Source organism: Synechococcus sp. MIT S9220 (assembly GCF_014304815.1).
Taxonomy (GTDB): Bacteria; Cyanobacteriota; Cyanobacteriia; order PCC-6307; family Cyanobiaceae; genus Synechococcus_C.
In genome coordinates this window covers 1,646,368-1,658,764 of the sequence record NZ_CP047958.1, presented here as the reverse complement: position 1 = coordinate 1,658,764, position 12,397 = coordinate 1,646,368, and the positions used below count along the sequence as shown (strand labels likewise).

The 12,397-nt window shown below is 59.8% G+C and carries 13 protein-coding genes; 11 read left to right on the top strand and 2 right to left on the bottom strand.

From position 1 onward, the window contains the following. The first annotated feature begins 79 nt into the window (after positions 1 to 79). The gene (locus SynMITS9220_RS09185) at positions 80 to 571 is read left to right on the top strand and encodes a hypothetical protein (protein ID WP_186988797.1); all 492 of its coding nucleotides are present in this window, start codon (positions 80 to 82) and stop codon (positions 569 to 571) included. A gap of 10 nt (positions 572 to 581) precedes the next feature. Here SynMITS9220_RS09185 and SynMITS9220_RS09180 read toward each other — a convergent pair whose 3' ends face one another. Continuing rightward, positions 582 to 989: a hypothetical protein gene (locus tag SynMITS9220_RS09180; RefSeq protein ID WP_186988795.1), complete on the bottom strand. Its 408-nt coding sequence runs from the start codon at positions 987 to 989 to the stop codon at positions 582 to 584. A gap of 96 nt (positions 990 to 1,085) precedes the next feature. Here SynMITS9220_RS09180 and SynMITS9220_RS09175 point away from each other — a divergent pair, with 96 nt between their 5' ends. Beyond that, positions 1,086 to 1,871: a BMC domain-containing protein gene (locus SynMITS9220_RS09175; protein WP_115125017.1), complete on the top strand. Its 786-nt coding sequence runs from the start codon at positions 1,086 to 1,088 to the stop codon at positions 1,869 to 1,871. A gap of 4 nt (positions 1,872 to 1,875) precedes the next feature. Here SynMITS9220_RS09175 and SynMITS9220_RS09170 read toward each other — a convergent pair whose 3' ends face one another. Continuing rightward, entirely contained in the window at positions 1,876 to 2,481 is a 606-nt protein-coding gene (locus SynMITS9220_RS09170) for a non-canonical purine NTP pyrophosphatase (protein ID WP_186988793.1), read from the bottom strand. Positions 2,482 to 2,801: 320 nt separating this feature from the next. Here SynMITS9220_RS09170 and SynMITS9220_RS09165 point away from each other — a divergent pair, with 320 nt between their 5' ends. The 9 genes from SynMITS9220_RS09165 (at position 2,802) to SynMITS9220_RS09125 (ending at position 12,393) form a co-directional block, all read left to right on the top strand. Next, positions 2,802 to 3,113, top strand: a complete 312-nt coding sequence (locus SynMITS9220_RS09165; protein ID WP_006169870.1) for a BMC domain-containing protein — start codon at positions 2,802 to 2,804, stop codon at positions 3,111 to 3,113. A 72-nt stretch (positions 3,114 to 3,185) separates the two neighbouring features. After that, complete coding sequence (locus tag SynMITS9220_RS09160) at positions 3,186 to 4,601, top strand: form I ribulose bisphosphate carboxylase large subunit (protein WP_067092932.1); 1,416 nt, start codon at positions 3,186 to 3,188, stop codon at positions 4,599 to 4,601. 59 nt (positions 4,602 to 4,660) lie between these two features. After that, complete coding sequence (locus SynMITS9220_RS09155) at positions 4,661 to 5,002, top strand: ribulose bisphosphate carboxylase small subunit (RefSeq protein ID WP_066905746.1); 342 nt, start codon at positions 4,661 to 4,663, stop codon at positions 5,000 to 5,002. A 101-nt stretch (positions 5,003 to 5,103) separates the two neighbouring features. Continuing rightward, entirely contained in the window at positions 5,104 to 7,425 is a 2,322-nt protein-coding gene (locus SynMITS9220_RS09150) for a CsoS2 family carboxysome shell protein (RefSeq protein WP_186988790.1), read from the top strand. Between the two features lie 7 nt (positions 7,426 to 7,432). Continuing rightward, on the top strand, positions 7,433 to 9,196 hold the full coding sequence (locus SynMITS9220_RS09145) for a carboxysome shell carbonic anhydrase (RefSeq protein WP_186988788.1): 1,764 nt from the start codon (positions 7,433 to 7,435) through the stop codon (positions 9,194 to 9,196). A 2-nt stretch (positions 9,197 to 9,198) separates the two neighbouring features. After that, on the top strand, positions 9,199 to 9,525 hold the full coding sequence (locus SynMITS9220_RS09140) for a carboxysome peptide A (protein WP_186988786.1): 327 nt from the start codon (positions 9,199 to 9,201) through the stop codon (positions 9,523 to 9,525). Further along, positions 9,525 to 9,776 (top strand): carboxysome peptide B, encoded by a 252-nt coding sequence (locus tag SynMITS9220_RS09135; protein ID WP_115125012.1) that lies wholly within the window; start codon positions 9,525 to 9,527, stop codon positions 9,774 to 9,776. The genes SynMITS9220_RS09140 and SynMITS9220_RS09135 overlap by 1 nt, the downstream gene beginning before the upstream one ends. Positions 9,777 to 9,822: 46 nt before the next feature. Further along, positions 9,823 to 10,467: a BMC domain-containing protein gene (locus SynMITS9220_RS13465; protein ID WP_186988784.1), complete on the top strand. Its 645-nt coding sequence runs from the start codon at positions 9,823 to 9,825 to the stop codon at positions 10,465 to 10,467. Positions 10,468 to 10,548: 81 nt separating this feature from the next. After that, entirely contained in the window at positions 10,549 to 12,393 is a 1,845-nt protein-coding gene (locus SynMITS9220_RS09125) for an NAD(P)H-quinone oxidoreductase subunit F (protein WP_186988781.1), read from the top strand. The last annotated feature ends 4 nt before the right edge of the window (positions 12,394 to 12,397 follow it).

Here is a 12,397-nt window from a genome sequence, read left to right as displayed (position 1 = left end):
TGTCTGAAACTCTTTGGGATCGTTTGCGGTCGGAAATGGTGGATCTGGGTACATTTCGACGACCGCCTCAGATCTACTGATGTCTTCTCTGCGTGTTTTCCCTGCCGCTCTTGCGCTGGGCCTGGCACTTGTGGCCTGTCAGTCGGCTGAGAAGAAGGCGGAGAACGATGAGGTGAAGGTCGTTCATGGTGTTGAAGCCGTCTGTGCCGCTCAGGCCGACGTTGACGCTGCCGTGGAGCAGGTCAACGGTCTCACTCCTGATTCCACCGTGGCGGATGCTCAACAGGCGGGAGACAAGCTCAAAGGCGCTCTCTCTGCTCTCAACAAAGCTGAGGGTCAGCTTGAAAAGGCCGAAGTGAAGGAGTATCGAGATCAGGTGGATCTCTTCCGCAAAGCCGTTGCTGAAGTCAGCAAGAACAAGGACCTGACCCTGGCAGAAGCGGCTGAGCAACTGAAGGGCAAGGCTGCTCCGCTGCTCGCGGCGCGTGAACAGCTGGCATCTACAACGGTCTGCATCGATGTTGCCGATGACAGCGCCGATGCCAAGGCGGATGAGAAGCCGAAGTCCTGATCAGTGGGATTCAGAGTCGGCGGCGGAAGCGATCATCAGCGAAGCTGCCGCTGCCACGCCCATCCGAGTTGTCCATCCGGCTCAGGCGCCAGACATTGCGACTGACGCGCCGCGCTGTCAGGCCTCCCCTTTCGACAGATTCCGTGCCTGGTCGAGCCCCGAGTAAATAGGTGACTTCAGTCGTCGTTAAGGGAGCTCCGCTATCCACGGCCAGGGCGGTGAGTTCCAGTCTCTGGCGAAGCTTGCGCACCATGCCGGCATGGCTGCTGTCATCAGTCTCCAGCCAGGGCATCTCGGCCTGGCCTTCGCCGGCAAGACGCTGCATCAGGCTGTAGCTGACCAGACCCAGGGCCTGTTCGGCGTTGAGTTCAGTGGAAAGCTGGCCAGGTTCCTCTGATTTTCGACGGGCGGAAGCCATGGCTCACAGGACGATTGGCCCGAAGTTATCGGCTGTGTGGGGCAGTGCAAGCACCTGCACGCTGTTTGCCGATCGGCATCCGGTAAGATCCGCGCCATGAATCGTCTCGCCGGCTTCGACGCCAGAGAGCGGCGGGTTGGCGGAAGCGCTCTCGTCACTGGTACGGAGGTTAATCCCTCTGTCAGCGGAGCGAGCTGCGTTGTTACGACTGACTCGGAGTCGTCTCGGCTCAGTCGGAAAAACAGTCTTGTGCAGTCAATCGAGCTGCGCACCCATGTGTTTATCGATTCACTGCAGCCACAGTTGGCCGCCTACATGGGAACGGTGAGTCAGGGTTTTTTGCCGATTCCAGGGGATGCCTGCCTATGGATGGAGGTTTCGCCTGGTATGGCTGTTCATCGGGTGACCGACATTGCTTTGAAGGCCAGCAATGTTCGCCTCGGACAGATGGTGGTGGAAAGAGCCTTCGGTTCGATGGCCCTGTATCACCGAGACCAGAGCACAGTGCTCCATTCCGGTGATGTTGTGCTGGAGGCCATTGGCAGCTCGGTTGACCAGCGAACACCCGCTGAGGTGAGTTGGACTGAAGTGATTCGTGCGATCACTCCAGATCATGCTGTCTTGATCAACCGTCAGAACCGGCGTGGTTCGATGATCGAGGCAGGAATGAGCATGTTCATCCTGGAGACCGAGCCTGCTGGTTACGTCTTGATTGCCGCGAATGAAGCGGAGAAGGCATCCAATATCACGCTTGTCGATGTGAAGGCCGTGGGAGCTTTCGGACGTCTCACGCTCGCTGGACGGGAGGGTGATGTGGAGGAGGCCGCGGCTGCAGCCATGCGTGCGATTGATTTGGTGAATCGACGCGCCGCGCGGAGCTGAGCGTTCAGTCCAGGTCCAGTCTTCTGCGCAGACCTGGTGCCAGAGCGCGCGCGGCCTTGCCTCGACTCCCAAGTTTGGACAGCTGGGAGGTGTTCAGTTCTCCATAACTGCAGCCGGCCTCGCGCACCCAGAACAACGATTCAATCCCGCCTCCTGGATAGGCCGGTGCAGACAGAAGCTCACCCCAGCAGATCCCTTCCGCCTGCTCATCGCAGACTCCATCGGGTGAGCAGAGCACCATGGCGCTTCTGAAGCGGGCACTGCGATAAGGCACGTCCGCCATCGCCTGCATGAGCTTGGAGAGTTTTTCCTCATTACTGGAGGCAAGCCGTGCGGTGTAGAGCCCTGGAGCTCCATCGAGGGCATCCACTTCAAGTCCGGAATCATCCGCCAGAGCCCAGCAACCTGTTCTTGCAGCCGCGGCAATGGCCTTGAGCCGTGCATTCTCCAGATACGTACTGCCGGTCTCCTCAACATCCAGATCGGATGGTTGGCGCTGCACCGACACGTTGATTGGGCCAAGCATCGTTTCGATCTCAGCAACCTTCTGTGGATTTCCGCTGGCGATGATCAGCGTGCGCAAAGCGCTGCTCCTGGATTGGAGCACCATTGTGTGTGATCAGGTGTAAGTCTTTTGAGCCTCAGTCGTCACTGGAAACCTGAAGAGGTTGAACATCCCACCCGGAAAAACCGGATTTTCAAATTCCCGTTGTTAACGCTATGGACCTTTTTCGGTCTTGCCACTGCATGTGTTGGCGTGCTGACTTCGGAGCGCACAGTTCTTTAGATCAGTCCCTGACAGGGTGATCAGCAGGGCTTATCAGGTTCACTACGGACAGTGATCCCGAGAAAGCGCATTAGCTCTTGACGGGGCGCCCATTGGCAGAGCAATCTCACCGGCGAACATCCCCCCCCTATTCCCGGTAGGTAATGGCAAACGAAACCATGGGCATCGCTCTCGGCATGATCGAGACACGCGGCCTCGTTCCTGCGATTGAAGCGGCTGACGCCATGACCAAGGCAGCCGAAGTGCGCCTGATCGGTCGTGAGTTCGTCGGTGGCGGTTATGTCACCGTTCTGGTGCGCGGCGAAACCGGTGCTGTGAACGCTGCTGTGCGTGCTGGCGCCGATGCTTGCGAGCGCGTTGGCGACGGCCTCGTTGCTGCTCACATCATTGCCCGCCCCCACCGCGAAGTGGAGCCTGCACTGGGCAACGGCAACTTCCTTGGTCAGAAGGACTGAGTTCGTCTGAACCTCTGAAATTTTGAGGTTTCAACGACTCACCCGCCTTCAACGACTTAACGGAGTTTTCTCATGAGCAAGAAGTACGACGCCGGGGTAAAGGAGTACAGGGACACTTACTGGACTCCTGATTACGTTCCCCTAGACACTGACCTGCTGGCCTGCTTTAAGTGCACCGGCCAGGAAGGTGTGCCCAAGGAAGAGGTTGCCGCTGCTGTGGCTGCTGAATCGTCCACGGGTACATGGTCCACCGTGTGGTCCGAGCTCCTTACCGATCTCGATTTCTACAAGGGCCGCTGCTACCGCATTGAGGATGTCCCTGGAGACAAGGAATCCTTCTATGCCTTCATCGCCTACCCCCTCGATCTGTTCGAAGAGGGTTCCATCACCAACGTTCTGACCTCATTGGTCGGTAACGTCTTCGGCTTCAAGGCTCTGCGTCACCTGCGTCTCGAGGACATTCGCTTCCCGATCGCTTTCATCAAGAGCTGCTACGGCCCCCCGAACGGTATCTGTGTCGAGCGCGACCGGATGAACAAGTACGGCCGTCCTCTGCTGGGTTGCACCATCAAGCCGAAGCTCGGCCTGAGCGGTAAGAACTACGGCCGTGTGGTCTATGAGTGCCTGCGTGGTGGTCTGGACTTCACCAAAGACGACGAGAACATCAACTCCCAGCCTTTCCAGCGTTGGCAGAACCGTTTCGAGTTCGTTGCCGAAGCCATCAAGCTGTCTGAGCAGGAGACCGGCGAGCGCAAGGGTCACTACCTCAACGTGACCGCCAACACTCCCGAGGAGATGTACGAACGCGCTGAGTTCGCCAAGGAACTCGGTATGCCGATCGTGATGCATGACTTCATCACCGGTGGCTTTACTGCCAACACCGGTCTGTCGAAGTGGTGCCGCAAAAACGGCATGTTGCTGCACATTCACCGTGCAATGCACGCGGTGATCGACCGTCATCCCAAGCACGGCATCCACTTCCGCGTTCTCGCCAAGTGTCTGCGTCTGTCTGGTGGTGACCAGCTTCACACCGGCACCGTGGTCGGCAAGCTCGAAGGTGATCGTCAGACCACCCTCGGCTACATCGACCAGCTGCGCGAATCATTCGTGCCTGAAGACCGCAGCCGCGGCAACTTCTTCGATCAGGACTGGGGTTCCATGCCTGGCGTGTTTGCAGTTGCTTCCGGTGGTATCCACGTGTGGCACATGCCTGCACTGGTGGCGATCTTCGGTGACGACTCCGTTCTGCAGTTCGGTGGTGGTACCCACGGTCACCCCTGGGGCTCCGCTGCAGGTGCTGCTGCCAACCGTGTGGCCCTCGAGGCCTGCGTCAAGGCACGCAATGCCGGTCGCGAGATCGAGAAAGAAAGCCGCGACATCCTTATGGAAGCCGGCAAGCACAGCCCTGAGCTGGCGATCGCCCTCGAGACCTGGAAGGAGATCAAGTTCGAGTTCGACACCGTCGACAAGCTCGACGTTCAGAACTGATCGCAACCACGGCCGGTTGATTGAACCGGCCACCTTTTTTACTTACACCCAGGATCCCCATGCCTTTCCAGAGCACCGTGGGTGACTACAAAACAGTCGCCACCCTGGAGACCTTCGGCTTTCTTCCGCCGATGACCCAGGACGAGATCTACGACCAGATCGCCTACATCATTGCCCAGGGTTGGAGCCCGCTCATCGAGCACGTCCATCCCAGCAACTCCATGGCCACCTATTGGTCTTATTGGAAGCTGCCCTTCTTTGGTGAGAAGGACCTCAATGTTGTTGTGAGTGAGCTCGAGGCTTGCCATCGCGCCTACCCCGACCACCACGTGCGCATCGTCGGTTACGACGCTTACACCCAGAGCCAGGGTGCTTGCTTCGTGGTTTTCGAAGGACGCTGATCCTTCGAACCTTTGGTTCCGAGCCCTGATCTGAGTTCAGGGCTCCAGATTTTTTTCGGGAGCATCAGCTCCCAGCTCTTCGACGACTTCACCGGGCGGACATGGCAAGACTTTCCAGTCGAGAACTCGCACTTGAGCGCCGCAAAGCGCTGACGACCTCCGGTAAGAAGGCGTCTGCCGCCGCCGGTGGTAACAACCGCGTGCGCACTGCGACCGATGCTCGTCCCACCCGTACGGAAGTCACGGCAGTGAACGAACCAGCGGTGACTGCTCCTGTAGCGGCAGCTCCCGAACGTGCGGCCTCACTCACTCGGACGCCCGCACGCTCCCACTCCTCAAACGCGAAGGCGCTGCGCAACCCCAGTCGCGATCTGGTTCTGTCCCGTCGTGAAGCCCTGTCTCGCCGCGGCAAGACCGCAGCATCCAGCCGCGACCGCAACCGTGCAGATGTGGCCCGTGAAGCTCCGGCCCCTGCACCGGTTGTTGCTGCTGAAAAAGTTGATCGTCCAGCCGTCACCGTTGAGCTGACATCGCGCTCCGGTGATCGCCGTGCCGGTCTTGAGCGCCGCTCAGTCACCCCAAAGAGGCGTTCCATCGAAAATCCCAGCCGTGCCCTGGTGCTGGCGCGTCGTGATGCCATGTCAAAACATGGCAAAACCGCTGGTAAGCAGCCCACCAGCGCAGCCGCTGTGGCCCGTCAGGCCAATCCTGATCTCTCCAGCCGGGAGATCGCTCAGCAGGTGCGCGAGCTGCGGGCCAAAGCCGGTGCAATCCGCAAGCAGAACGCTGGCGTTACCCGTCCCACCGGACCCAACCGCCACGGTGCCAAGCAGGCTGCCGCCGCTGATGCTCACTGGAAAGTGGGAGAAAGCACGACGCCATCCGGACAGACCGTGACCGGGACCCAGGCCAACCGCTCGGTGAAGACCACCGGTAATGAGGCCAGCACCTGTCGCTCCATCACAGGCACTGAGTACTTGGGCGCTGAGGTCTTCCAGACCTTCTGTCAGCAAGCCCCCGAGCCCACAACACCTGCCAAGGTGAGAGTGACTGCCACCAGTCATGGCAATCGTGTGACCGGTAATGAGGTCGGTCGATCGGGCAAGGTCACTGGCGATGAGCCGGGCACTTGCAAAAGCGTGACAGGCACGGAATACATTTCCGCCAATCAGTCCGCTGCCTACTGCGGTGGGTCCAACCCATCCCCTCGCAAGGTCGGACACAGTCTCACCTTGGAGGGCCGCCCTGTGAGTGGTGTGATGGTTGGACGTTCCGCCAGCGTCACCGGCGATGAAGCCGGAGCGAACCGCAGCCTCACCGGAGATCAGTACCTCGGTTCAGATCCCCTCCCCGATGGTCGCCCAGCCGCAAAGGTCGGTCTGTCCGCCACTCTTTCAGGAACGGGAGTGACAGGCACCTTGGTTGGCCGTTCCTCCCAGGTGACTGGAGATGAGTTCGGATCCTGCCACCGCGTGACCGGTGATCAGTACATCAGCTCTGAGCAGGTCAATTCTTTCTGCGGAGCAAAACCTGACCCCGAGGCCGCCAAGGTCGGTTTCAGCATCACCAACCGCAATCAGGTTGTGAGCGGGACCCGCACGGGCCGTTCCGAGCGTGTCACCGGTGATGAGCCTGGCAGCTGTCAAGCCGTGACCGGAACGCCCTACGCCGGGCTTGAGCAAGCAGGCCAGCATTGCGGAACTCCCGCAGTTCAGGCGATCAGAGAACGCACACCTGTCCGTCCTGGAACACCTTCAGCCGCCATGACCGGCATTCAGCCCGGAGTCGGCGGAGTGATGACCGGCGATCAGCGTGGTGCCTGTGAAGCGGTGACCGGCACTCCCTACGTGGGTGCTGACCAATTGGCTGCAGCCTGTGGTGCAGAGGCTCCGGCCGGCACAGACACCCATGGTCAATCGCCTGAAGGTGCTGCCTGGACCCGTTTCAGCGTCACGTCACCAGCTCGCGCTGCTCAACAGCAGCGTGATGCTCAGGGTTCCGTCACTGGAACGTCCTATGAACAAGGCAATCGAATCACCGGCCCTTTTGACATGGCCGGCGGCAAGGTCACCGGCACCGAGCAGTTCCGCTTCGACAACCGCGATTTTCAGCGCCGGCACTTCCAGCCCACTGTGGCCGTTGTCAGTGAACCTGCTGATGAGCCAACCTCCCGGGTGACGGGTGAGGGCTCCTCCACCAAGGTCACTGGAGATGACTGGGACCGTGGCGAGCATGTCACCGGTACCGAAGGTGCTTCAGCCCGCCGGCGCAACCCCAGCCGTCCTGGTCCCATGGGTGCGATGGCTCCCTTCGAACGCAAGCGAAATGAGCAAGCCGAGTGGCCTGTCTGCCGTGTGACCGGATCCCATGGCAACACCGACAAAGGCTCTCTGATCACCGTCTCTGGCGGCGCAAGGGGCTGATTCGCAAATGGTTCGCTCCATGCCTTCCCGTGGCGGGCGACCTCTTGCGCCCACTGCTCCCACCCGGCGCCAGCTCCAGGCCTCACTGGCTCAAGACACTGCCAATGCTGAAACCTTCTCATCAGGGGAGGTCAGCTCGCCCTCCGGCAGCACAGCACGACAGTCGGCTCTTCTGCGCCGCCAGGCCCTGACGAAATCTGGCAAGGCTGCTTTGCCGAAGGGCGGTTCCGTCTCAGGCGGACGCATCCGTTCCCAGGCTGACCGTCGTCGTCCCACTCCCCAGCAGCCCGGCTGGGTGAAGCGTGGAGAACTTCGAACGTCAGTTGCCGTCAATCTCAGCAGAACATCCCTTCCCTGGTCGGTGGAGTCCCATCCGCTGACCGACCAGTCGGCCAATGAACGCCTCAAGGCTTACGAGCTGGAGGTGAAGGGCCGTTTCGATCGGATTGTGCCTCTGTTGAAGCAGGTCTCTGCTCTGCAGCACGAACAAGACTTCCTGGCCCAGGCTCAGCGGCTGGCCCGCGCCGAATTGGGTTTCGATCTTCCGGATCACATCCTTGAGAAGTCGTGGGTGAGACCTCTCGACATGCGCGCATTGTTTGCATGGTGCGTCTTCCAGTCCCACCAGCTGTTCAGTGAACGTTTTTTCCAGGACGACCCCCTGGAAGCCGCGTCAGGCAGCCGGGCTTCGGAGGAATTCAATGCGTTCCTCCTCGACTGCGGTTTTCATCTGCTGGACGTCACACCCTGCGCCGATGGTCGCCTGGCTCACACAATTGCCTATGCGCTGAGGATCCCTTTCAGTGCTGTGCGCCGGCGCTCCCATGCCGGAGCCATGTTCGATGTTGAGAACACGGTCAATCGCTGGATCAAGACCGAACATCGCCGTTTTCGTGAGCAGGTTCCGAATGAGGCGCATGCGCCAACCCGTTACCTGAAGGTGGTGGCTTATCACTTCAGTTCCCTTGATCCAACGCATCAGGGTTGTGCAGCCCATGGCAGCGACGACGCTCTGGCCGCATCCTCAGGACTTCAGCGTCTGCATGACTTCCGTGAAGCTGTTGAAAACAGCTTCTGCTGTGGTGCTTCTGTCGATTTGCTTCTGATCGGTCTGGACACCGACACCGATGCCATTCGTGTTCATGTGCCTGATCAGGACGGAGAGATCCGACTGGATCAGTGGCTCTGTGCCAGATCGCTTTACGAAAGCACTGCCCCGCTCACGGTGCAGCAGGCCAGGGATGCTGTCCAGGCCGCTGTTCAGACCCATGTGTCATCCGCCCCCGATGAAGGCATGGTGCGGTTCATCACACGATTGCTTGTCAGCAACATCTCCCAGCAGGATTACGTTCGATCGCTTCATCACGGCGCTTATCCCGACGCCGGCCATGCAGAGCGCTTCATCGGTGTCGGCATCGGCTTTAAGGAGGTGCATCTGCGCAACCTCACCTATTTCGCTCACCTCGACACTGTTGAACAAGGCGCTCCTGATCTTGATGTCGGAGTGAAAATCTTCAAGGGACTCAATGTCGCCCGTGATCTGCCAATTCCGGTCGTGGTGCGTTTCGATTATTCAGGCAAGGTGCCCGGTGCGCGGGAGCGTGCCATTGCCGATTGCCATCGAATTCAGAAGGCCATCGATGAGCGTTATTCAGCGCTCGTCAGCGAAGGTCTGCTCCACACGCTTCTCACCATTCGCGACCGTGACCAGCCTCTCCCGGCGGTGGCGGTAGGTTCCACACTCGATCCCGTCCAGCAGGAGGCTCACTGACCATGCTGATTGTCAAGGTCCTGAAGCCGCTCGTTTCAACCAACCGGATTCCGGATTTCGAGCACAAGCATCTCCAGGTGGTTCTGGACGGCAGCACCAAGAAAGTGGCTGTCGATGCAGTCGGGGCCAAGCCCGGCGACTGGGTGATCTGCGTCAGCAGTTCCGCCGCCCGCGAAGCTGCAGGCAGCAAGTCTTACCCCAGTGATCTCACCATCGTGGGCATCATTGACCACTGGGAGCCCGATCCACCCAAACCGTCGTCGGCATCCCCTTCAGCTCCTGCAGCCTCCAAGCCATCCCCCTCCACCAAGCCAGGAGAGAAGACCTGATGGAGATCATGCAGGTGATGGGGACACTGGTCTGCTCTTACCGCCTGGGGGGGTTGGATCACATGCACCTGCGCATTCTCCAGAACAACAAGGGCAAGCAGCTGGTTGCTGTTGACCCTGTCGGAGCGCGAGAGGGCAACTGGGTTTTCACCGCCAGTGGTTCTGCAGCCCGTTTTGCATGTCCCAACAGCTCCGTGCTCACGGATCTGACGATCGGTGGAATCATCGACCACTGGATGCCGGATGGGTAACTGATCGCTTCCCGTCCCTCCATTTCATCCATCAGAACTTTTCCCCATGGCATCCCCAGCTCCCCGTCGTCGCTCTTCCGCAGCCGCTGCTGCAGCTTCGACCACTTCAACGACGGCCAAGGCCTCAGGTCAGGCCTCCGCTGGGGCCGCAACCAGTTCTGCATCCAAAGCGGTTTCCTCGACGGCTGATTCGGCAGCCTCTAAAGCCACTGTGGATGTGACTCCGGTCGCGAGCAGTCGCTCTACAACCACCCGTCGCAGCACCACTGCAAGGTCTGGCTCCAGCCGTGCTGTGGCGGCACGGAGTAGCAGCAGCCGTCGCGCTTCATCGTCTTCAGGCTCATCAGGCTCTGGTCGCGCCTCCAAGTCCGTCGCAGCCTCTCCTGAGCCGTCTGTGCAGGGGGTGGCCCTCGGCATGATTGAAACCCGCGGCATGGTGCCAGCCATCGAGGCTGCCGACGCCATGACGAAGGCTGCCGAAGTGCAGCTGATCAGCCGTGAATATGTCGGTGGCGGCTACGTCACGGTGATGGTGCGCGGTGAGACCGGTGCCGTGAACGCCGCGGTGCGTGCAGGTGCTGATGCTTGTGAGCGTGTGGGCGACGGCCTCGTGGCGGCCCACATCATTGCCCGTCCCCATCAGGAAGTGGAGCCTGCGCTTGTGCCGACCAATGTGCGAAGGCGTAGTTGATCAATAACGTCTCTCTGCATCATTTCGGACTAGATTCCCCGGCCAACACGAACCACAACTGCCCTTCAGGTCTCGTTGCTTTTGACTACAGCTCTTTCGCTGCCTCTTCAGACCGCCTGGTTGATTCCTCTTTATGGATTCGCCGGGATGCTGGTGTCCCTTCCCTGGGCCTTCGGATGGTTCCGTCGAGATGCCCATCGACCTCCGGCGTATCTCAATATCCTGCTAACCCTGCTGGCCGTGGTTCACGGCAGTCTTGTGCTCAGGGAGGTCATGGCCAACGGTCCTGCCTTGATCGGCATGCCCTGGCTGACTGTGGGTGATCTCAATCTTGAGATCAGTTTCAGCCTTTCGCTCACCAATGTTTCCGCTCTTGAGCTGATCACTGGCCTGAGCCTTCTCTCCCAGATCTATTCGCTGGGGTACCTCGACAAGGAATGGGCGCTAGCTCGCTTCTTTGCCCTGCTCGGTTTCTTCGAGGGAGCGATGTCGGGAGTTGTGCTGAGCGATTCGTTATTTCAGAGCTATTTCCTTCTGGAGATGCTCACCCTGTCGACCTATCTGCTGGTGGGCTTCTGGTATGCCCAGCCGTTGGTGGTCACTGCAGCCCGCGACGCGTTTCTAACCAAACGCGTCGGTGACGTGATGTTGTTGATGAGTGTGGTGGCCCTCACCGCCTGGTCAGGCGTTACGAGCTTCGATGATCTCTACAGCTGGTCGGCCCAGGACACCCTGACGCCATTGGCTGCAACTCTGCTCGGTCTTGGACTGGTGGCAGGACCAACCGGCAAGTGTGCCCAGTTCCCCATGCACCTCTGGCTTGATGAGGCCATGGAGGGTCCGAACCCTGCCTCGATTCTGCGCAATTCCGTTGTGGTGACCTGTGGAGCGATCGTGCTGCTCAAGGTCATGCCCCTGTTGCAGCACGCGCCTGTGACTCTCGTGGTGCTTCAGGTGATTGGCACGATCAGCGCCGTCGGCGGTTCCCTTGTTTCGATTGCCCAGGTTGATATCAAGCGCACGCTGTCGTACTCCACGACGGCTTATCTCGGTCTGGTGTTCATTGCCATTTCTCTGCAGGTGCCCGTGCTGGCATTGCTGCTGCTCTATGCCCACGCCGTGTCGAAGGCTCTCCTGTCGATGAGTGTCGGTGGGGTGATCGCCTCGACCAATTGTCAGGACATCACCGAGCTCGGCGGTTTGGCCAGTCGTATGCCCGCCACGACAGGCGCCTTTCTGGTTGGTGGCGCTGGGCTCGTTGGATTGCTTCCACTCGGTGGATTCCTCTGCCTTGCCCAAGCTGTGGAGTTGGTCGGAGCCAGAGCTGTGGTGTTCGTGCCGGTATTTCTGATCACCAATGCCCTCACAGCGTTGAACCTCACCCGGGTGTTCCGCCTGGTGTTCCTTGGTCCATCACTTGCCAAGACCCGTCGAGCCGCTGAGATCAACTGGCAGATGGCGCTGCCGATGGTGGCTCTCACCGTGATCGTTGTGCTGACGCCGTTCCTGCTGATCCGTCTGGAATCCCTCGATGGTCTGCTGGCCTTCCCCTTCTGGGCGGCTGCTCTGGTGGTGTCGAGTGGTGCTGCCGGGTTGATTGTCGGGGCTCTCGTTCCGCTCAACAAAGCCTGGTCACGCTCGCTCAATCCGATTCTTCGCTGGTTTCAGGATCTGCTCGCCTACGACTTCTACACCGAGCGTTTTTACCGAGTCACCATTGTCAATGTGGTGGCCACCTTCTCGCAGCTCGCCGGCTGGTTTGACCGCAATGTCGTCGATGGCGTGCTGCATGGTTTGGCACGCTTCTCCCTGTCGAGTGCCGAAGGCCTGAAGCTGAGCATCAGTGGTCAGACCCAGTCGTATGTGCTCACCGTGATCGGCGCCATCGTGCTGCTGCTCATGTCTCTGAGCTGGGTTCTGCAGTGAGGTC